Source organism: Kitasatospora sp. NPDC088160, from assembly GCF_044741445.1.
In the GTDB taxonomy this organism is placed as follows: Bacteria; Actinomycetota; Actinomycetes; order Streptomycetales; family Streptomycetaceae; genus Kitasatospora.
This window is the reverse complement of the sequence record NZ_JBIUSS010000039.1, coordinates 1-20,902: the sequence shown is the minus strand read 5'-3', so window position 1 is coordinate 20,902 and position 20,902 is coordinate 1. Positions and strand designations below refer to the sequence as shown.

Annotated in this window: 14 protein-coding genes; 12 read left to right on the top strand and 2 right to left on the bottom strand. The window is 71.7% G+C overall.

Features of this window, described 5'->3' with window-relative positions; translation table 11 throughout:
- Positions 1-52: 52 nt before the first annotated feature.
- The 3 genes from mycP to ACIOGZ_RS39120 all read left to right on the top strand — a co-directional run bounded on the left by mycP (position 53) and on the right by ACIOGZ_RS39120 (position 3,289).
- Positions 53-1,285 (top strand): type VII secretion-associated serine protease mycosin, encoded by a 1,233-nt coding sequence (mycP, locus tag ACIOGZ_RS39130; RefSeq protein WP_400989451.1) that lies wholly within the window; start codon positions 53-55, stop codon positions 1,283-1,285.
- Between the two features lie 130 nt (positions 1,286-1,415).
- Positions 1,416-1,958: a SigE family RNA polymerase sigma factor gene (locus ACIOGZ_RS39125; RefSeq protein ID WP_350885682.1), complete on the top strand. Its 543-nt coding sequence runs from the start codon at positions 1,416-1,418 to the stop codon at positions 1,956-1,958.
- 92 nt (positions 1,959-2,050) lie between these two features.
- Positions 2,051-3,289, top strand: a complete 1,239-nt coding sequence (locus tag ACIOGZ_RS39120) for a hypothetical protein (RefSeq protein ID WP_400989449.1) — start codon at positions 2,051-2,053, stop codon at positions 3,287-3,289.
- A 70-nt stretch (positions 3,290-3,359) separates the two neighbouring features.
- Here ACIOGZ_RS39120 and ACIOGZ_RS39115 read toward each other — a convergent pair whose 3' ends face one another.
- Together ACIOGZ_RS39115 and eccCa are read right to left on the bottom strand one after the other, a co-directional pair.
- The gene (locus ACIOGZ_RS39115; RefSeq protein ID WP_363632068.1) at positions 3,360-4,772 is read right to left on the bottom strand and encodes an APC family permease; all 1,413 of its coding nucleotides are present in this window, start codon (positions 4,770-4,772) and stop codon (positions 3,360-3,362) included.
- 482 nt (positions 4,773-5,254) lie between these two features.
- Positions 5,255-9,199: a type VII secretion protein EccCa gene (eccCa, locus tag ACIOGZ_RS39110; protein ID WP_363632070.1), complete on the bottom strand. Its 3,945-nt coding sequence runs from the start codon at positions 9,197-9,199 to the stop codon at positions 5,255-5,257.
- A 358-nt stretch (positions 9,200-9,557) separates the two neighbouring features.
- On the opposite strand from eccCa, the gene eccD reads away from it, so the two are divergent.
- The 9 genes from eccD to ACIOGZ_RS39065 all read left to right on the top strand — a co-directional run bounded on the left by eccD (position 9,558) and on the right by ACIOGZ_RS39065 (position 20,589).
- On the top strand, positions 9,558-11,015 hold the full coding sequence (gene eccD, locus ACIOGZ_RS39105; protein ID WP_363586533.1) for a type VII secretion integral membrane protein EccD: 1,458 nt from the start codon (positions 9,558-9,560) through the stop codon (positions 11,013-11,015).
- A 209-nt stretch (positions 11,016-11,224) separates the two neighbouring features.
- Positions 11,225-11,515, top strand: coding sequence for a 30S ribosomal protein S15 (rpsO, locus tag ACIOGZ_RS39100; RefSeq protein ID WP_363586534.1), 291 nt, complete (start codon positions 11,225-11,227; stop codon positions 11,513-11,515).
- Between the two features lie 460 nt (positions 11,516-11,975).
- The gene (locus ACIOGZ_RS39095) at positions 11,976-14,183 is read left to right on the top strand and encodes a polyribonucleotide nucleotidyltransferase (protein WP_363586535.1); all 2,208 of its coding nucleotides are present in this window, start codon (positions 11,976-11,978) and stop codon (positions 14,181-14,183) included.
- Positions 14,184-14,297: 114 nt separating this feature from the next.
- A complete protein-coding gene (locus ACIOGZ_RS39090; RefSeq protein WP_350887436.1) occupies positions 14,298-15,650 on the top strand; it encodes a pitrilysin family protein in 1,353 nt (450 codons plus the stop codon).
- Between the two features lie 14 nt (positions 15,651-15,664).
- Complete coding sequence (dapB, locus tag ACIOGZ_RS39085) at positions 15,665-16,411, top strand: 4-hydroxy-tetrahydrodipicolinate reductase (protein WP_063347605.1); 747 nt, start codon at positions 15,665-15,667, stop codon at positions 16,409-16,411.
- A 7-nt stretch (positions 16,412-16,418) separates the two neighbouring features.
- Positions 16,419-16,877 carry a tetratricopeptide repeat protein gene (locus ACIOGZ_RS39080; protein ID WP_363586536.1) on the top strand — a complete coding sequence of 153 codons (459 nt, stop codon included), beginning with the start codon at positions 16,419-16,421 and terminating at the stop codon, positions 16,875-16,877.
- Positions 16,874-17,605 (top strand): FAD-dependent thymidylate synthase, encoded by a 732-nt coding sequence (thyX, locus tag ACIOGZ_RS39075; RefSeq protein WP_363586537.1) that lies wholly within the window; start codon positions 16,874-16,876, stop codon positions 17,603-17,605. Before ACIOGZ_RS39080 ends, thyX begins: the two co-directional genes overlap by 4 nt.
- A 228-nt stretch (positions 17,606-17,833) precedes the next feature.
- On the top strand, positions 17,834-18,733 hold the full coding sequence (gene dapA / locus ACIOGZ_RS39070; RefSeq protein WP_063347602.1) for a 4-hydroxy-tetrahydrodipicolinate synthase: 900 nt from the start codon (positions 17,834-17,836) through the stop codon (positions 18,731-18,733).
- A 170-nt stretch (positions 18,734-18,903) separates the two neighbouring features.
- Positions 18,904-20,589, top strand: coding sequence for a ribonuclease J (locus ACIOGZ_RS39065; protein ID WP_363586538.1), 1,686 nt, complete (start codon positions 18,904-18,906; stop codon positions 20,587-20,589).
- Positions 20,590-20,902: the final 313 nt, after the last annotated feature.

Sequence of the window (20,902 nt, the reverse complement as noted above, 5' to 3'; positions counted from 1 at the left end):
GGTACCCGCCCTTCGGCGCGCGGCACGGGTGGACGACATGAGGGGTGGCAGGGTGTCCGGACGCGGGTACCGGAAGGCGGCCGCGGCACTGGCCGCGCTCGCCGTGCTGGGCGGCCCGCTCGCCGCCCCGGCGCACGCGGACAGCGGACCAGGGCTGGCCGCCGCGGGCGACTGCCCGAAGAACGCGCCCGACGTGCCGACCGTGCCGTGGTCGCTGCAGCGCCTGCTGCTGGACGAGCTGTGGCAGGGCGGTCGGACCACCGGCGCGGGGGTGACCGTCGCGGTCATCGACACCGGCGTGGACGACCAGAACCCGCAGCTGGCCGGCAAGGTCCTGGAGGGCTCCAACCTGGTGGTGAACCGGGAGACCAAGGAGAAGGTCCCGGGCAGCTCCAAGGAGGACCCGGTCGGCCACGGCACCAAGGTGGCCGGCATCATCGCCGCCCGCCGTTACGACCGGACGGGCTTCGTCGGGCTCGCCCCCGACGCCACCGTCCTGTCGATCCGCCAGAACGACAGCGACGGCAACGGCGACGTCTCCACCCTGGTCCAGGCCGTCAACGAGGCGGTCAGGGCCAAGGCCAAGGTCATCAACATCTCCCAGGACGTCCGCGGCGCCGGCGCCGCCGGCTTCGGCGGGTACCAGGAGCTGAAGGCCGCCGTCCAGGCCGCCGAGGACAGCGGCGTCGTGGTGGTCGCCTCCACCGGCAACGACGGCAAGGAGGGCGACACCTACCCCGGCGCGTTCCCGACCGTGCTCGCCGTCGGCGCCTCCGACCGCAACAACGAGCGCGCCCCGTTCTCCCAGTACGGCTCCTTCGTGAAGGTCGCCGCACCCGGCGTCGACATGCTCTCCACCGTCCCCAGGGGCGGCCAGTGCGTCGACAACGGCACCAGCTTCTCCGCCCCGTACGTGTCCGGGCTCGTCGCGCTGCTGGTCGGCGCCCACCCGAACTGGAAGCCGGCCCAGGTGCGGGCCTGGATCGAGCAGACCGCACAGCGCACCCAGCGCGATCCGGACCGGTTCGTCGGCTGGGGCGTGGTCGACCCGGTCAGGGCCGTCACCAAGGCCCCCGAGAGCGCGCCGTTCACCGCCACCCCGGACGCCCCCGTCCAGCTGGCCGCCGCCCCGATCGTGCCCCGGCCGGTCGGCCTCGGCGAGACCCAGGCCGACCGCGACGGCCGCACCGCGACGTACGTCCTCGGCATCGGGGCGCTGCTGGTCGCGCTGCTCATCGGCGGCGGCGTCGTCCTGCGCGACCTCCGCCGCAGGTCCGCCGACTGATCCGTGTGCGCAGCACCCGTCCGGTGCCCGGGGAGTGCGCGGAAGAATCCTCCGGAACGGCTGTAACGTCGTGGGCCGCTCACCGCATCCAAGAAGTGTCGGGGAGCGCGGACACGGGGGAGCGGCGGGCATGGGGTGGATCGGGGCGGGCCGGGAGGCCGAGGACGCAGAGTTCCTGGAGCTGGTGTCCGGCCGCACCGGCCACCTGTACCGCTCGGCCTGCCTGCTGACCAGCGGCGACACCCACTACGCCGAGGACCTCGTCCAGGAGGCACTCAGCCGGATGTACGTGCTCTGGCGGCGCAGCGCCTGGACTGGCGGCCGGAACCGGATCGACAACCCGGCCGCCTACACCCACACGGTGATGGTGCGCACCTTCCTCGCCCAGCAGCGCCGCCGCTCCAGCACCGAGCGCCCCATCGGGGCCGTGCCCGAGTCGGAGGCGCGGGAGGCGGACGGCGCGCTGCGGATGACCCTGCTCGACGCCCTCGGCCGGATGCCGCCCAAGGACCGCGCCGTCCTGGTGCTGCGCTACTGGGAGGACCGCAGCGTCGCGGAGACCGCCGAGGTGCTGCGCTCCTCCCCGGGGGCGGTCCGTACCCGCACCACCCGGGCGCTGGCCCGGCTGCGCGGCCTGCTCGGCGACTCGCTGGCCGAGCTCGCCGCCCGCTGACCACTGCTCGTAGTCCGTGACGCAACCCGTGACGCAACCCGTGACGCAATTTCGTGACGCAATTTCGTGATGCAAGGAGACGGTGACCACCCATGTCCGAACCGGACAAGTTCGAGGACGATCTTCTCTACGCCCTCACCCGTACGGGCGAGGGCTTCCGCACCGAGCCGTCCGACCTGCTCGCGGGCGGGTACCAGCGCGGCCGCCGACGCTGGCGCCGCCGCTCGACCGCCGCGGTGGTGGGCGGCGCGGCCGCGCTGGCCCTGGTGGGGACCGGCGCGGTGTACCTCACCGGCTCCTCGCCGCGCCCGAGTGCGGTGCCCGCGGCCGCCCCGAGCACCGCCGGCGGCAGCGGGAGCGGCTCGGCGGCCCCGGTCGCGGCGGCCTCCTCCGCGGAGCCGGGCGAGGTCACCGGCGAGGAGGTGCTGGCCACCCTGCGGGGCCTGCTGCCGGGCGGCCGGACCAGCGACGAGAACGCCGGTCAACGCCAGGGCGGCACGCTGGTCTTCGACGACGGTCGGGGCAGGGCCGCGATGGCGGTCTCGGTCAACCGGGTCGGGGCCGGCAGCCCGGTCCTGACGGAGAACGGCTGCCCGGACCGGAAGCTCGTCCCGTACGACGCCTGCACCAGCGCGGGCCTGCCGGGCGGCGGCAAGCTGACCCTGTTCCAGGGCTACGAGTACCCGAACAAGCAGGCCGGCACCAAGAGGTGGTCCGCCTGGCTGGGCGGCGCCGACGGCCGCGTGATCGAGCTGACGGAGTGGAACGCCGAGGCGGAGAAGGGCGCACCGGACAGCCGTCGGACGCCGCCGCTGTCGCCGGAGCAGCTGAGGGCGGTCGTCACCGACAAGGCCTGGGACGGGATCATCGCCAAGTTCCCCGAGCCGCGGCCGGAGCCGGGGCCGGACAACGGCAAGGAGTACGGCAAGGACGAGATCCTGGCGATTGTCGCCAAGCTGCTGCCGTCCGGGCTGACCGAGACGGAGACCGGGGGACAGCCTGGCTACGCGAATTTCGTGGTCGACGACGGCAAGGGCAAGTCCATGGTGGAGATCAACGTGCAGGACTGGTCCCGCGACGACAAGACCAAGGAGGAGCTGTTCGGCAGTGCCCGGGCACAGCCGGACGGCACCAGGGTGGTGGTCGGCAAGCGGGGCTCCAACCCGGGCATGTGGACCGTCGACACCCTGCACGCGGACGGCCTGCGGGTGGTGATCAGCGCGTTCAACAGCGGCACCCAGCAGACCCCGGCGATCCGCAGCACCCCGGCGCTGAGCAACGACCAGCTGAAGGCGATCGCCACCGCGCCGGTGTGGAAGCTGAAGAAGTAGCGGTGCGGACGTGGCAGTGCCCCGGGCGAGGGGGAGCCCGGGGCACTGCCGTGTGGGGGAGGGGTGGGGGTCAGGGCTGCTGGTCCTCGGGGAGGCTGATCACCCAGCGGGTGTCCTGGCGGGGGCGCAGGTAGAACAGCCAGTAGAGGGTGGCGGCGGCGGTGATGCCGCCGGTCCACAGCAGGGGCTCGGTGTCCAGCTGGGTCATCACGTAGACGAGGACGGCGATCAGCACCACCGGGACGGCCGGCCACAGCGGCATCCGCCAGGCGGCGGCGTGCTTGTGGTGGGCGCGGCGGGAGAGCAGCGCGGCGATCGCGACCAGCAGGTACATCCCGGTGACGGCGACGCCGGTGATGTTGCTGAGCAGTGCGCCCTTGACGAAGCAGAGCGCGGCGCCGGGCAGGCCGACGGCCAGGGTGGCGACCCACGGGGAGCCGAACCGGCCGAGGGTGCCGAAGGCCTTGTTGACCGGCTCGGGCCAGGCCTTGTCACGGGCGGAGGCGAACAGGACCCGGGAGTTCTGGATGACCATGACGATGCCGGCGTTGATGATCGCCAGCGCGACGCAGAGGCTGATGAAGGTGCCGACCGCGGAGTTGCTCCAGGCGGTGACCATGCCGGAGATGTCGCCGGAGCTCAGGGTCTGGAGGTCGGGGGCGCCCATGGTGATGGCGACGACCGGGACCAGGATGACGGCGGAGGAGATGCCGAGCGTCCACAGCACGGTGCGCGAGACGTTGCGGCGGGGGTTCTCCAGCTCCTCGGAGAGGTAGACGGCGGTGGAGAAGCCCTGGGTGATGAACAGGGCGATGCCGAGCGCGCCGACGATGGCGCCGATGCTCACCGTGGTGGTGGCGCCGCCGTCCCCGGTGACCACGCCGTGCAGCAGGCTGGGGGCGTCGCCGTTGGCGTGGGAGAACCCGAGCACCGAGACGACGCCGGCCGCGATGACCTCCAGCACCAGGAAGACGCCGGTGATCCAGGCGTTGGCGCGCAGGTCGAGCAGGCCGGCCAGGGTGGCGGCGAGCATCACGGCGGCGCCGGTCATGGCCTTGTCGAGGTGCAGCACGGGGGCGAGGTAGTCGGCGGTGCCGAGGGCGATGACCGAGGGGACGATCATCACGACGATCAGCGAGAGCACGAAGACCAGCCAGCCGGCCAGCCGCCCGGCGAGGGTGCCGACCATCGCGTACTCGCCGCCGGCGCTGGGGATCAGGGTGCCGAGCTCGGAGTAGCAGAACGCGACGGCGACGCACAGCACGGTGCCGATGGCGATGGCCAGGGCGGTGGCGCTGCCGATGCTGGAGAACAGCTCCGGGACGATCACGAAGAGCGTGGAGGCCGGGGTGACGCAGGACAGTGTGAGCAGGGTGCCGCCCACCACGCCGATCGAGCGCTTGAGTTGCTGGGGCGCGGCGGCGGCGGCGGTGTCGGCCGTCGCGGGGGTCGCGGCGCGTGGCGGGCGAAGCGTGTCGGTCATGTGGCTTCCGATCGGCTCTGTGCGGTCCTGTGGGTGGGAGCGGTATCGCCTCCGCTGGCTGTCTGCTCGGGGTTCTGGTGGGGTCGCTCCTGGGTCGCAATGGAACCTGGGCGTATTGATTGCGTCAATGGCCGAAATGCTTCGGAATCCGTTGCGCGGAAGGGCATAGACATGCGATCCGATGATCACGTACGGTCATTGCGAGCTTTGCCCGACTTGTTACCTCTGCCACATTGCAACTGAATCCAAGGTGAACAGAGTGTTGCAAGCCACCTTTCAAAGGTGTCCGTGGAGTCGGACGGCGATACGCCCAGGCGCCCCCCTGTGCGGCCGCAACCCCCGGGCGGGGTGCGGGAACCGCAGCCCCGCGCCGGAAAGATCTAGGTAACGTTTCGACACCTGGGACGCGAAAGGGGCCGGGCTCCCGTGAGCCCGACCCCTCGATCACTGTCCGTAGCCGCCGGCGCGGTGCGCCGGTGCCGTCACACCAGTGGCAGCCAGCCCGTCTGGACCATCTGCCCGCCGGTCGCCCGGCGCGACACGTACACCCCGCGCCCCGGCGGCAGCGGCATCGGCTTGACCGTCCCCAGCAGCGCGCCCTCGTCCCGGTTGCCGGAGAGGATCACGCCCTGCCCGCCCAGCTCGCGCATCCGTTGCAGCACCGGCTCGTACAGCGAGCGGCCGGCGCCGCCCGCGCTGCGGGCCACGATCACCCGCAGGCCGATGTCCCGGGCGAACGGCAGGAACTCCGCCAGCGGCGCCAGCGGGTTGCCCGAGCCCGTCGCGACCAGCTCGTAGTCGTCCACGATCACGAACATGTCCTTGCCGCTGTACCAGCTGCGGTTGCGCAGCTGCTCGGCGGTGACGTCCGGGCCGGGCAGGCGGCGCGCGCAGGCCCCGCGCAGCATGTCCACGATGGCCGCCATGGCCGGCTGCGCGGCCGCGTACTCCACCAGGTACTCCGGCGGCACGGCGCCCAGCAGCGCGCGCCGGTAGTCGCCGACCACGATGCCCGCCTGGTCCGGGGTGTACCGCTCGGTGATCTGCTTGACCAGCATCCGCAGCAGCGCCGACTTCCCCGACTCGGTGTCGCCGAAGACGATGAACAGCGGGTCGGTCTCGAAGTTCACGAAGGCCGGTGCCAGCTCGGCCTCGTCCACGCCGAAGGCGATCCCGCGCTCCGGGCGCTCGAAGCCCTTCGGCAGCGAGTTCCCGTCCAGGACGGCCGGCAGCATCCGCACCTGCGGCGCGCGCGGCCCGGTCCAGGCCCCGTCGACGGCGGCGACCAGGCCGGCCACCCCGTGCTGGAGGTCGTCCACCGCGCAGGAGCCGTCCAGCCGCGGCAGGCCGGACAGGAAGTGCAGCCGCTCCGGGGTGATGCCGCGCCCGGCCAGCGGCGGGACGTTCTGCGCCACCCGGCGGTCCACCTCGGACTCCATCGGGTCGCCGAGCTTCAGCTCGGTCCGGTTCTGCAGCAGGTCCTTCAGCGCCGGGCGCACCTCCGCGTACCGGGCCGCGGTGATGACCAGGTGGACGCCGTAGCCGAGGCCGCGTTGGGCGATGTCGCCGATCACCGGCTCCAGCACCTCGAACTCCTGCTTGAAGGTGTTCCAGCCGTCGATCACCAGGAACACGTCGCCGAACGCCTCGTCCGGCAGCTGCCCGGCCGCCCGGCGGGCCCGGTAGGTGCCGATGGTGTCGATCCCGGCGGCCCGGAACAGCTCCTCGCGCCGGTTCAGCACCCCGTGCACCTCGGAGACCATCCGGCGCACCTTGTCGACGTCCAGGCGCCCGGCCACCCCGCCGACGTGCGGCAGCCCGGCCAGCGACTGGAAGCTGCCCGCGCCGAAGTCCAGCAGGTAGAACTGCACCTCCCGCGGGGTGTGGGTGAGCGCGAACGAGGCCACCGTGGTGCGCACCACCGTCGACTTGCCCGAGCGCGGGCCGCCCACGACCAGGCCGTGGCCGGCCGCCCCCGCGTAGTCGACCTCCAGGACGTCGGTCTTCTGCTCGCGCGGCTTGTCCACGATGCCGATCGGCACCCGCAGCCGGCCCGCCGGGAAGCCGGGCGCGGTCAGCCCGCGCTCCGGCACCACCTGGAGCGGCGGCAGCAGGTGGTCCATGCTCGGCGCCTCCTCCAGCGGCGGCAGCCACACCTGGTGCGCGGCCGGGCCCTGGCCCGTCATCCGCTGCACGAACACGTCCAGCACGGTGTCGACCAGCGCGTCGTCCTGCTCCGGGGCGAGCGGCGCCTCCTCCTCCACCGCCGGCTCCGGCGGCTCCACCCGGGCCGCGGTGAACAGCACCGGGCGGGCGTTCACCCGCCGCCCGCCGGTCGACCGCTGCTGCCCCGGCGCCCGGTAGGGCCCCGAGACGTACGCGGCCTTGAACCGGTCCATCACGTCCTCGCCGAACTTGAGGTACCCGACGCCCGGCACCGGCGGCAGGTGGTAGGCGTCCGGCACCCCGATCGCCGCCCGCGACTCGGCCGCCGAGAAGGTGCGCAGACCGATCCGGTAGGAGAGGTAGGTGTCCAGGCCGCGCAGCTTGCCCTCCTCCAGGCGCTGCGAGGCCAGCAGCAGGTGCACCCCCAGCGACCGGCCGATCCGGCCGATCTGGATGAACATCTCGATGAAGTCCGGCTTGGCGGTGAGGAGTTCGGAGAACTCGTCGATGATCAGCACCAGCGAGGGCAGCGGGTCCAGCGCCGCGCCGGCCGTCCGGGCCCGCTCGTACTCGTGGATGTTGGCGTAGTTGCCCGCCGAGCGCAGCAGCTCCTGGCGGCGGTGCAGTTCGCCCTCGATCGCGTCGCGCATGCGGTCGACCAGGGTGAGTTCGCCCTCCAGGTTGGTGATCACCGCGGAGGTGTGCGGCATGTCCGCCATGCCGGAGAAGGTCGCGCCGCCCTTGAAGTCGGCGAGGACGAAGTTCAGGATCTCCGAGGAGTGCGTCATCGCCAGCGCCAGCACCAGGGTGCGCAGCAGCTCCGACTTGCCGGAGCCGGTCGCGCCCACGCACAGGCCGTGCGGGCCCATGCCCTCCAGCGCGGCCTCCTTGATGTCCAGGTAGACGTGCTCGCCGTTCGCGCCGACCCCGATCGGCACCCGCATCCGCTCGTGCTGGGCGCGCGGGCGCCAGCTGCGCGTCACGTCGAAGGAGCCCGGGTCGCCCGAGTTCATCAGGTCGGTGAAGTCCAGGTTCGACAGCAGCGGCTCGTCGTCCCCGCCGGCCGAGAGCCGGTACGGCGCCAACTGCCGCGCCAGCGCCTCGGACTGCCAGACCGAGAGCAGGTCCGGCGTGCCGGTGTACGTCGCCCCGGAGGCCGAGCGCAGCACCAGCTCCTGCGGGCTCACCGTCACCATCAGGTGCCCGCTCGGCTCGTCCAGGTCGCCCGGCACCACCTCGATGACGGTCACCCCCTGCACGCCCTCGGGGCTCGCCAGCAGCGAGTTCGGCGGCACCCCGGCGCCGTCCATCACCACCACCAGGTGCGGCTGGTCCGGCGCGGGCGCCGCGTCCCGCACGAACCGCTGGCGGCCGGCCAGCTCGTCCTGCAACAGGAACTCCAGCTCGCCCAGGTCGGTGGCGATCAGCCGGCGCGAGCCCGCGCCGTCGGCCTCCTTGCGGTGCTGGTTGTGCGGGAGCCACTTGGTCCACTCCCACTCCTCCGCCGCGCCCGGCGCCGCGGCCACCGCGACCAGCAGGTCGTCCGGCGAGTGCAGGGTGGTCAACTGGGCGATCATCGCGCGCACGTTGCCGTACACCGAGTCCGCGTCCCCGCACACCGTGACGTGGTAGAAGGCGCGCAGCGACACCGCCAGCGGCAGGTCCTGCAAGGTGCCGTGGGCCTTCAGGAAGGAGTGCATCGCGGCCGCCGACAGCGGCTCCAGCTCGTCCATCGGCGCGGTCTGCGGCGCCACCAGCGGCGTCGACAGCTGAACCGGGCCCAGGCCCACCCGGATCTGCGCGAAGTCGCCGTCCCCGGTGCGGCGCTCCCACAGCCGCCGGCCGTCCGCCACGATCGACCACAGCTGGTCCGGCGCCGGGTTCAGGAACAGCAGCGCGCCGCGCTGGCGCTCCGCCGTGCGGCGCACCTGGCGGCGCATCTGCTGCAGGTACTTGAGGTAGTCGCGCCGCTCGTCCGCCATCGCGGTCGAACCGCCCTTGCGGGCCCGCACGATCTGCGCCAGCACCATGCCGACCGTCGAGGCGACCATCAGACCGCCCATGATCTTCATCGGGGCCGCCGCACCCGGCGCGAAGAAGAACACCGCCGAGCCGCCCATGCCGAGCATCGGGAGGATGCTCATCAGCCAGTCCTCGCCGCCCTGCCGGGGCAGTTCGGGCGGGGTCACCAGCTCCACCGGCTCGTCCGGCACTGCCGGCGGATAGGCCCGGCCCGGGCGCTTGACCGTGATCACACCCATGTGTCATCCACCCCGCGGCGTCGATCGATCACTTCGGCATCAGCCCTCACGCAACTGGACTCGTACGGCTCGTACGGGTTTCGCCAGGGCGAGGACGCACCACACGGCGCCGCCCCCCGTACCGCGCGCAGGGGCCGATCCTAACGGTCGCCCCCGCACCGCCCGCCAGGCCCGCGTCCGCACCCCCCGCCGGGGGCCCGGCCCGCACCGGGGCCGGGCACGAACCGAGCGGGTAGGGTAACGCCGCGCCAACTCGCGGCCCGGTCGGGCCGGTTCCACTGCCACACCGAGCGCCGCCGTGCCGCGGCACCGTCAACAAGGGGGAGCGCCCAGTGCGTCGAAGGACCGAGGTGCGGCGATGAGCGACACCACCGCGACCGGCTACTGCCGGGTCACCGTCGTCGCCCCGGACCGCCGGATCGACGTCGCCCTGCCCGAGGACGTCCCGCTCGCGGACGTCTACCCCGAGGTGCTGCGCCTGGCCAACCAGAGCCAGCCCGACGGCGCGCCCACCGGTTTCCACCTGGTGCGCCGCGACGGCACCGTCCTCGACAGCGGCCTGCCGCTCGCCGCCCAGCAGGTCCGCGACGGCGACCTGCTCGCGCTGCGCCCCTTCGCCGAGTCCCTCCCGCCGGCCGTCTACGACGACGTCGCCGACGCGATCGCCAGCGCCGTCGAGACCGACCGCCGACTCTGGAGCGCCGAACTCATGCGGGCCTTCGGCCTGATCGGCGCCGCGCTGCTGCTCGTCCTGCTCGGCTTCGCGCTCTGGTTCGCCGACCTGCGCCACGACATGCACGGCCTGCCCGGCGTCCTGGCCGGCGTCACCGCCGTCGTCCTCACCGCGCTGGCCGGCGTCCGCGCCCGGGTCTACCAGGACGCCCACGCCGCCCTCGCGCTCGGCCTCGGCGCCCTGCCGCACGCCATGATCGGCGGCAGCGGCGTCCTCGCCGTCGCCCACCCGTGGGACGGCCCCGGCCGGCTCCAGTTCCTGGCCGGCTGCGTCGCCGTCCTGGTGGTCGCCGTGCTGCTGGTGGGACTGCTCCCCGAGAAGGACGCGGTGTTCGTCGCCGCCGCCCTGGTCGCCGCCGCCGGCGCGCTCGCCACCTTCGCCGCCGTCCTGCTGCCGGACACCCCCGCCGGGCACATCGCCGCCGTCACCGGCATCACCGCCGTCGCGGCCGTCGGCTTCCTGCCCGGCCTCTCCGCCCGCTTCGCCCGGCTGCCCGTCGGCTTCAGCGCCCCGGGCCAGACCCGCACCCGCAGCCGCGACTACGACGAGGAGGCCGAGCGCGCCGAGGCCGTCCAGTACGAGCGGATCGCCCACCAGGCCCGCCGCGGCCACGAGGTCCTGGTCGGCCTGGTCGGCGGCTGCGCCGCGGTCGTGGTCGGCTCCTGCGCCGTCCTCGGCTTCACCGACCGGACGTTCCCCGAGCTGCTCGCGCTCGCCCTGGGCCTGGCCACGATGCTGCGCGCCCGGCTGTTCCGCTACACCGCGCAGGTCTTCAGCCTCACCATCGCCGGGCTGCTCGGTCTGGCCCTGCTGATCATCGGCCTGTCCCTGCACACCCCGCAGTTCATCCTGCGCGCTGCCAGTTCCGCCGAGGTCGACCTGCGCACCGTCTGGCTGGCCGCCTCCATCGCGTTCGGCGCGGCGCTGCTCGCCGCGATCGCGCTGGTGGTGCCCCGGCTCGGCGTCTCCCCGTTCTGGGGGCGCATCCTGGACCTGGTCGACAGCCTGACCCTGATCTCCCTCGTCCCGCTGGCGCTCGCCGTCCTGGACGTCTACCGGCTGGTCCGCGGCGCCACCAGCTGACCGGCCGGCCCGTGCCGCCCGCCCCGTTCGGCCCGTCCGGCCCGCCGACCGGCCGGGTGGGCGGCACTGGTACCCTTGGCCTTCGAGCGCAGCCGTGTGTCCGCCTCCGGTGGGTCGCAGACCGCCGGCCGCGCTCCGTCACGACACCGAGTCCTCATGAGTCCTGTGTTGTCGACCAGGACCGCTCGGTACACCCTGAAGGAGTTGCAGTGGCTCTCGCCTCTGACGTCAAGAAGCAGATCTTCGCCGAGTTCGGCCAGAAGGAGGGCGACACCGGTTCCCCCGAGGTCCAGGTGGCCATGCTCTCCCGCCGCATCGCGGACCTGACCGAGCACCTCAAGATCCACAAGCACGACCACCACTCGCGTCGTGGCCTGCTGATCCTGGTCGGCCAGCGCCGCCGCCTGCTGCAGTACCTGGCCAAGAAGGACATCGAGCGCTTCCGTACGCTCGTCGACCGCCTGGGCATCCGCCGCGGTGCCGCCGGTGGCGCCCGCTAAGACCGCCGCTCGGGGCGGCTCCCCACACCGGGGAGCCGCCCCTCGCGCGTATGCCGCGGACACCCCGAGCCGCGGCGCCCGGACATAACAACTCGCGCGTACCTCCCCAGGTGGCCGAGGATTGCACCGTAGGGTTGTGGGCATGCCCGGTGATGGCGCACCAGCGCGCCACCCGGGCAGACGAACCCGAACCCCCCGCGGGCCGAAGGCTTCAAACGGAAGCCGCCCGCATCCGAGAGAGCGTCCAGACGCGGACCGCCCGTCCCGGCCCGGCAGCCGTGAGGCGCCGGTCCTCGGTAGTGGCCCCCGGAAGCCCCGCAGACCGAGCGGAGCACCCCGGAGGCTTCGATCGAAGACCGGCCCGACTGCCGTCCTCCTTGCCAGGAGGGCCAGGGCCAGCCGGCAGGCAGGCAGCGCGGGGACGCTCTCCCGGAGACGTACGAAAGAGGAGATCTTCCAGGTGGAAGAGAACGTGTTCTACGCCGAGGCCGTGATCGACAACGGTTCCTTCGGCACCCGTACCATCCGCTTCGAGACCGGCCGTCTGGCCCGTCAGGCCGCCGGCTCCGCCGTGGCCTACCTGGACGACGACACCATGGTGCTGTCGGCCACCAGCGCGTCCAAGCAGCCGAAGGAGCACTTCGACTTCTTCCCGCTGACCGTGGACGTCGAGGAGCGCATGTACGCCGCGGGCCGCATCCCCGGCTCGTTCTTCCGTCGTGAGGGCCGGCCCTCCGAGGACGCGATCCTCACCTGCCGCCTGATCGACCGCCCGCTGCGCCCGTCCTTCGTCAAGGGCCTGCGCAACGAGGTCCAGGTCGTCTGCACCGTCATGGCGCTCAACCCCGACCACCTGTACGACGTGGTGGCCATCAACGCCGCCTCCGCCTCCACCCAGCTGGCGGGCCTGCCGTTCTCCGGCCCGATCGGCGGCGTCCGCGTCGCGCTGATCAACGGCCAGTGGGTGGCCTTCCCGACCCACAGCGAGCTGGAGTCGGCCGTCTTCGACATGGTCGTCGCCGGTCGCGTCCTGCCGGACGGCGACGTCGCGATCATGATGGTCGAGGCCGAGGCCACCGACAAGACCATCAAGCTGGTCGAGGGCGGCGCCGAGGCGCCGACCGAGGACGTCGTCGCCGCCGGTCTGGACGCCGCCAAGCCGTTCATCAAGGTGCTGTGCGCCGCCCAGTCGCAGCTCGCCGCCCAGGCCGCCAAGCCGACCGGCGTGTTCCCGGTCTTCCTGGACTACCAGGACGACGTCCTCGCCGCGCTGACCGCCGCCGTCAAGGACGAGCTCGCCCAGGCCCTCACCATCCCGGGCAAGCAGGAGCGCAACAACGAGCTGGACCGCGTCAAGGCGCTGGCCGCCGAGAAGCTGCTCCCCGAGTTCGAGGGCCGCGAGAAGGAGATCAGCGCCGCCTACAACGCGCTGACCAAGAAGGTCGTCCGCGAGCGCGTCATCAAGGACAAGGTCCGCATCGACGGCCGCGGTGTCACCGACATCCGCACCCTGGCCGCCGAGGTCGAGGCCATCCCGCGCGTGCACGGCTCGGCCCTGTTCGAGCGTGGCGAGACCCAGATCCTGGGCGTCACCACCCTCAACATGCTGCGCATGGAGCAGCAGTTGGACACGCTCTCCCCGGAGACGCGCCGCCGCTACATGCACAACTACAACTTCCCGCCGTACTCGGTCGGCGAGACCGGCCGCGTGGGTGCGCCCAAGCGCCGCGAGATCGGCCACGGCGCGCTGGCGGAGCGGGCGATCATCCCCGTGCTGCCCTCGCGCGAGGAGTTCCCGTACGCCATCCGCCAGGTCTCCGAGGCGCTGAGCTCCAACGGCTCCACCTCGATGGGCTCGGTCTGCGCCTCCACCATGTCGCTGCTGAACGCCGGTGTGCCGCTGAAGGCCGCCGTCGCCGGTATCGCCATGGGCCTGATCTCCCAGGAGATCGACGGCGAGACCCACTACGTCGCGCTGACCGACATCCTCGGTGCCGAGGACGCGTACGGCGACATGGACTTCAAGGTCGCCGGTACCCGCAACTTCATCACCGCCCTGCAGCTGGACACCAAGCTCAACGGCATCCCGGCGTCGGTGCTGGCCGCCGCGCTGAAGCAGGCCAAGGACGCGCGTCTGCACATCCTCGACGTGATGAACGAGGCCATCGACACGCCGGACGAGATGTCTCCGAACGCCCCGCGGATCATCACCATCAAGATCCCGGTGGACAAGATCGGTGAGGTCATCGGCCCCAAGGGCAAGATGATCAACCAGATCCAGGAGGACACCGGCGCCGAGATCACGATCGAGGACGACGGCACCATCTACATCGGTGCCGCCGACGGACCGGCCGCCGAGGCCGCCCGCACCACGATCAACCAGATCGCCAACCCGACCATGCCGGAGGTCGGCGAGCGCTACCTGGGCACCGTGGTGAAGACCACGACGTTCGGCGCGTTCGTCTCGCTCATGCCGGGCAAGGACGGCCTGCTGCACATCTCGCAGATCCGCAAGCTGGCCGGCGGCAAGCGCGTCGAGAACGTCGAGGACGTCCTCGGTGTCGGCGCCAAGGTGCAGGTCGAGATCGCCGAGATCGACCCGCGCGGCAAGCTCTCCCTCATCCCCGTCGTCGAGGGCGAGGAAGCCGGCGAGACCGCTTCCGAGTGAAGCGCCGCTAGCTGACCCTTGCGGCCCGTACGCCTCCCGGCGTGCGGGCCGCACCCTGTTGCCCCCGCGTTCGTCCATGCGTTCCCACGCGTGTTTCCTCTGGAGGTACCCCCCGTGGCTCAGGCCCCGGCGGCGAAGCAGCGCCCCGGCTCCACCCGGACCCTGCTCAAGGGCGCCGACGGCGCCGGCACGGTGCGCCGCACCGTCCTCCCCGGCGGCCTTCGGGTCGTCACCGAGACCCTGCCGACGGTGCGCTCAGCCACCTTCGGCATCTGGGTCGGCGTCGGCTCGCGGGACGAGACCCCGCAGCTCAACGGCGCCACCCACTACCTGGAGCACCTGCTCTTCAAGGGCACCGCGCGGCGCAGCGCGCTGGACATCTCGGCTGCCCTGGACGCGGTCGGCGGTGAGATGAACGCCTTCACCGCGAAGGAGAACACCTGCTACTACGCCCGGGTCCTGGACACCGACCTGCCGCTGGCCATCGACGTGGTCTGCGACATGGTCACCGGCTCGCTGATCCGCTCCGAGGACGTCGACGCCGAGCGCGGCGTCATCCTCGAGGAGATGGCGATGGCCGAGGACGACCCGGGCGACGTGGTGCACGACCTGTTCGCCAAGGTGATCTTCGGCAGCGGCCCGCTCGGCCGCCCCATCCTGGGCACCCAGGAGACCATCAAGGTGCTCACCCGGGAGCAGATCGCCGGCTTCTACCGCCGCCGCTACCGGCCCGAGAACCTGGTCGTCTCGGCCGCCGGCAACCTCGACCACCACACGGTGGTCAAGCAGGTCGAGCAGGCCTTCGCGGCGGTGCTGGCCCGCTCCGACGCGGCCCCCGCCGAGGCCCGCCGCGGCGTCAAGGCGCTGCGCACGGCCGGCCGGGTCGAGGTGCTCAACCGCTCCACCGAGCAGGCCCACCTGGTGCTGGGCGTGCCCGGGGTGCCGCGGCACGACGAGCGCCGCTGGGCGATGGGCGTGCTCAACGCGGCCCTCGGCGGCGGGATGAGCTCCCGGCTGTTCCAGGAGGTGCGGGAGAAGCGCGGCCTGGCGTACTCGGTGTACTCGTACTCCTCGTCCTACGCGGACAGCGGCCTGTTCGGCATCTACGCCGGCTGCCAGCCCAAGCGGGTCGAGGAGGTGCTGCGGATCTGCCGCGCGGAGCTGGCCAAGGTGGTCGCCGAGGGCATCACCGAAGAGGAGCTGCGGCGCGCGATCGGCCAGATCTCCGGCTCCACCGTGCTGGGCATGGAGGACACCGGCTCGCTGATGAACCGGATTGGCAAGGCCGAGCTGAGCTACGGACACCACCTGTCGGTGGACGAGATGCTGGCGCGGATCGCGGCCGTGACCCTGGACGACGTCCACGCGGTGGCCCGTGATGTGCTGGGCGCGTACCGGCCGTCGCTGGCGCTGATCGGACCGGTCAACGACAAGCGGGCCGCCAAGCTCGCCGATCTGCTGGTGTGAGAGGACATTTCGCTATGACGCTGCGTGTCGCCGTGATCGGTGCCAACGGTCGGATCGGCTCCGAGGCGGTCAAGGCCGTCGAGGCCGCGCCGGACCTCGAACTGGTGGCCACCCTGGGCCGCGGGTCCGAGCCGGCGGAGCTGACCGAGGCTGGCGTCCAGGTCGCCGTCGAACTCACCCACCCGGACTCGGTGATGGGCAACCTCGACTACTGCCTGCACCACGGCATCCACGTGGTCACCGGGACCACCGGCTGGACGGACGAGCGGCTGGCCACCGTCCGCGGCTGGCTCGACCAGGCCCCCGAGCTGGGCCTGCTGATCGCGCCGAACTTCTCCATCGGTGCGGTGCTCGGCATGAAGTTCGCCCAGACCGCGGCGAAGTACTTCGAGTCGGTCGAGGTGGTCGAGCTGCACCACGACCGCAAGGCCGACGCCCCCAGCGGCACCGCCACCCGTACCGCGCAGCTGATCGCGGCCGCCCGCGCCGAGGCCGGCCGCCCGCAGCAGCAGGACCCGACCACCCACAGCCTGCCCGGTGCCCGCGGCGCCGACGTGGACGGGGTGCCGGTGCACGCCGTCCGGCTGCGCGGGCTGCTCGCCCACCAGCAGGTGATGTTCGGCGACACCGGTGAGACGCTCACCATCCGGCACGACTCGCTGCACCACAGCAGCTTCATGCCGGGCATCCTGCTCGGTGTGCGCAAGGTCGTGGAGACGCCGGGGCTCACCCTGGGCCTCGAACACTTCCTGGACCTGTGAGCCCGGCATGACGTCCCGTACCGGATTCTTCGTCCTGTCCGGCGTGCTGCTGCTGGTCGCCCTCCTCTGCGTCGGGGAGGGCGTCCAGCTGGTCGCCACCGGTAAGCCGCTCGGCATCGGCATCGGCCTGTGCGCCTTCGTCATCCCGGTGATCGGCGTCTGGTTCCTGCGCCAGACCGTCCGGTTCGGCCGGGCCAGCGAGCAGCTCGCCCGGGAGCTGGAGGCCGAGGGCGGCCTGCCGGTGGACGAGCTCCAGCGCACCACCGGCGGGCGGATCGACCGGGCCTCGGCCGACGCGGTGTTCGCCCGCCGACAGACCGAGGCGGAGGCCGCGCCGGCCGACTGGCGGGTCTGGTTCCGCCTCGCGGTGGCGTACGCCGACGCCGGCGACACCCCGCGCGCCCGCAAGACCATGCAGCACGCCATCAAGCTGCACAGCACCGAACCCGCAAGGAGCAACGCGTGAGCGACCAACCGACGGCCCCCAGCTTCCGCAGCGACGTCACGGTCGAGCTGGTCCGCAGCGCGGCCGCCGACTCGGACGTCATCTGGGCGGCCCGCGTCTCGACCGCGGGGGAGCAGTCCCTGGAGGCGGTTCAGCAGGACCCGGAGAAGTCCAAGGGCCTGATCAACTTCCTGATGCGGGACCGGCACGGCACCCCCTTCGAGCACAACTCGATGACCTTCTTCATCAGCGCGCCGATCTTCGTGTTCCGGGAGTTCCACCGGCACCGCAGCGGCTGGTCCTACAACGAGGAGTCCGGCCGCTACCGCGAGCTGCAGCCGGTCTTCTACGTCCCGGCGGAGGAGCGCAAGCTCGTCCAGCAGGGCCGCCCGGGCCGCTACGAGTTCGTCGACGGCACCCCCGAGCAGCACAGGACCACCACCGAGGCGATGGAGGCCGCGTACCGCGAGTCCTACGCGCGCTACCAGGAGATGCTGGCGGCCGGCGTGGCCCGCGAGGTGGCCCGGGCGGTGCTGCCGGTCGGCCTGTTCTCCTCGATGTACGCGACCTGCAACTCCCGTTCGCTGATGCACTTCCTGTCGCTGCGGACCAAGCGGGAGCACTCGGCGGTGCCGTCCTTCCCGCAGCGCGAGATCGAGATGGTCGCCGAGCAGATGGAGCAGGAGTGGGCGCGGCTCATGCCGCTCACCCATGCGGCCTTCGAGAAGCACGGCCGGGTCGCTCCCTGACCTGGGACGATAGGCATATGGGCGGAGTGTCACGCATGTCTGGATTGCGGCTTTTCTAGCCGCTCCCTACATTCATGAACACGGATTCCGGTGCTGCCCGAACCCCCGAGCGGGCAGCACCGGAATCCCATGTCACCGCCTGTTTCCGCCGCTTCGCGTGGTATGCCCCTGTCCGAACACTGGACCGGTGTGGGTACCGCCCCACCGCCTACGAGTAGCTTTGGACGCATGGCTCCGACCTCCACCCCCCAGACGCCGTTCGGCCGGGTCCTGACCGCGATGGTCACCCCGTTCACCGCCGACGGCGGACTCGACCTCGACGGCGCCCAGCGCCTCGCCACGCACCTCGTGGACTCCGGCAACGACGGCCTCGTCGTCAACGGCACCACCGGTGAGTCCCCGACCACCAGCGACGCCGAGAAGGCCCAGCTCGTCCGCGCCGTGGTGGAGGCGGTCGGGGATCGCGCCCACGTGGTGGCCGGCGTCGGCACCAACGACACCCACCACAGTGCCGAGCTGGCGCGACAGGCGGAGGCCGCCGGAGCCCACGGCCTGCTGGTCGTCACGCCGTACTACAGCAAGCCCCCGCAGGAGGGCCTGTACCGGCACACCGTGCACATCGCGGACACCACCGGGCTGCCGGTCATGCTCTACGACATCCCGGGCCGCAGCGGCGTCGCGCTGAGCCACGAGACGCTGGTCCGCCTCGGCGAGCACCCGCGGATCGTCGCCAACAAGGACGCCAAGGGCGACCTCGGCGCGGCCGCCTGGGCCATCGCCCGCTCCGACCTCGCCTGGTACTCCGGCGACGACATCCTCAACCTGCCGCTGCTGTCGGTTGGAGCCGCCGGAGTGGTCAGCGTCGTCGGACACGTCGTGGCCGGCGAACTGCGTGCGATGATCGAGGCGTACCTGGCCGGCGATGTGGCCAAGGCCACGGCGATCCACCAGGGCCTGCTCCCGGTGTTCAGCGGTATGTTCCGCACGCAGGGTGTCATCCTCGCCAAGGCCGCGCTGGAGCTCCAGGGACTGCCAGCCGGCCCGCTGAGGCTGCCGCTGGTCGGCGCGACTCCCGAGGAGATCGCACGATTGACGAAGGATCTCGCCGCCGGCGGGGTACACCTGTAACAGACGAAGACGTGCGCGCCCCGGCTCGCCGGACCCTCACGGGCCCGCCGCTGGACCGGACCGACGGCGCGAGAGCACCGACCCAGTAGGAAAACGACACTGAGTACGCACGCCATATGTCTTCAGGGGGAGGACCCCGGGCATATGGCGTGCGTCGTGAGGAGAGTCTTTTGAGTCACCCGCACCCCGAACTCGGCGCACCCCCGGCCCTGAAGGAGGGCGCCCTCCGCATCACCCCGCTCGGCGGTCTCGGCGAGATCGGCCGCAACATGACGGTCTTCGAATACGGGGGCCGCATCCTGATCGTCGACTGCGGCGTCCTCTTCCCCGAGGACGAGCAGCCCGGCGTGGACCTGATCCTCCCGGACTTCACCTACATCCGGGACCGCCTCGACAAGATCGACGGCATCGTCCTCACCCACGGGCACGAGGACCACATCGGCGCCGTCCCGTTCCTCCTGCGGGAGAACCCGGACATCCCGCTGATCGGCTCCAAGCTGACCCTCGCCCTGATCGAGGCCAAGCTCGCCGAGCACCGCATCCGGCCGTACGTGCTGGAGGTCAAGGAGGGCGAGCGCGAGCGCATCGGTCCCTTCGACTGCGAGTTCATCGCGGTCAACCACTCCATCCCGGACGCCCTGGCGGTCGCCGTCCGCACCCCCGCGGGCATGGTCGTGGCCACCGGCGACTTCAAGATGGACCAGCTGCCGCTCGACGGCCGCCTGACCGACCTGCCGACCTTCGCCAAGCTGGCCGAAGAGGGCATGGACCTGCTGCTGGTGGACTCCACCAACGCTGAGGTCCCCGGCTTCATCCCGCCCGAGCGGGACATCTCGGCCGCGCTGCGGAACGTCTTCGCGAACGCCGACAAGCGCATCATCGTCGCCTCCTTCGCCAGCCACGTGCACCGCATCCAGCAGGTGCTGGACGCCGCGCACGAGTACAAGCGCAAGGTCGCCTTCGTCGGCCGCTCGATGGTCCGCAACATGGGCATCGCCCGCGACCTCGGCTACCTGAAGGTCCCCGGCAACATGGTCGTCGACGTCAAGCAGCTCGACGACCTGCCGGACAAGGACGTCGTGCTGATCTGCACCGGCTCCCAGGGCGAGCCGATGGCGGCGCTGTCCCGGATGGCCAACCGCGACCACCAGATCCGCATCGTCGAGGGCGACACCGTCGTCCTGGCCTCGTCGCTCATCCCGGGCAACGAGAACGCCGTCTACCGGGTGATCAACGGCCTCACCCGCTGGGGCGCCAAGGTCGTGCACAAGGGCAACGCCAAGGTGCACGTCTCCGGCCACGCCTCGGCCGGCGAGCTGCTGTACTTCTTCAACATCTGCAAGCCGCGCAACCTGATGCCGGTCCACGGCGAGTGGCGCCACCTGCGGGCCGCCGCCGACCTGGGCATCGCCACCGGCATTCCGCGCAACCGCGTGGTCATCGCCGAGGACGGCGTCTGCGTCGACCTGGAGAAGGGCGTCGCCCGGATCGTCGGCAAGGTGCAGGCCGGGTACGTCTACGTGGACGGCGCCTCGGTCGGCGACATCACCGAGGCCTCGCTCAAGGACCGCAGGATCCTCGGCGAGGAGGGCTTCATCTCGGTCTTCGTCGCGGTCGACTCGACCAACGGCAAGATCGTGGGCGGCCCGACCTTCCAGGCCCGCGGCTCCGGCATCGACGACAACGCGTTCGTGCCGGTCGCCGCCAAGCTCCAGGAGGCCCTGGACCGCTCGGCGAGCGACGGTGTGCTGGAGCCCCGCCTGGTCCAGCAGCTGGTCCGCCGGACCGTCGGCAAGTGGGTGGCGGACAACTACCGCCGCCGGCCGATGATCCTGCCGGTCGTCGTCGAGGTCTGAGCCTCCGACGGCTGGTTTGACGTGGGGCAGCCCGGTGCGTAATGTTCTCCGGGTTGCCCCACGGGACGGCCCCGCAGGAAGTCTCTCGAATGCGAATTCGAGAATGACCGCGGAAAACGGCCCGAGAAACTCTGGTAGAGTTCGGGAGCGCCGAAAGGCGAAAGCCGATCAGGTAAATGAAACTCCGGAAAACGGAGCGGAAAACATCTGATAAGCTGGAAACACGAAAGAACGAAGCGCCCGGAGGGCCCGCTGGAAGGCGGTCCGAAGGAAGTGTCCGTTCCTTGAGAACTCAACAGCGTGCCAAAAGTCA

What these genes read in the sequence shown, in the direction of transcription:
- ACIOGZ_RS39125 (WP_350885682.1), top strand. Translation starts at nt 1,416, where the DNA reads ATGGGGTGGATCGGGGCGGGCCGGGAGGCCGAGGACGCAGAGTTCCTG.
- ACIOGZ_RS39120 (WP_400989449.1), top strand. Translation starts at nt 2,051, where the DNA reads ATGTCCGAACCGGACAAGTTCGAGGACGATCTTCTCTACGCCCTCACC.
- ACIOGZ_RS39115 (WP_363632068.1), bottom strand. Translation starts at nt 4,772, where the DNA reads ATGACCGACACGCTTCGCCCGCCACGCGCCGCGACCCCCGCGACGGCC.
- eccCa (WP_363632070.1), bottom strand. Translation starts at nt 9,199, where the DNA reads ATGGGTGTGATCACGGTCAAGCGCCCGGGCCGGGCCTATCCGCCGGCA.
- eccD (WP_363586533.1), top strand. Translation starts at nt 9,558, where the DNA reads ATGAGCGACACCACCGCGACCGGCTACTGCCGGGTCACCGTCGTCGCC.
- dapB (WP_063347605.1), top strand. Translation starts at nt 15,665, where the DNA reads ATGACGCTGCGTGTCGCCGTGATCGGTGCCAACGGTCGGATCGGCTCC.
- ACIOGZ_RS39080 (WP_363586536.1), top strand. Translation starts at nt 16,419, where the DNA reads ATGACGTCCCGTACCGGATTCTTCGTCCTGTCCGGCGTGCTGCTGCTG.
- dapA (WP_063347602.1), top strand. Translation starts at nt 17,834, where the DNA reads ATGGCTCCGACCTCCACCCCCCAGACGCCGTTCGGCCGGGTCCTGACC.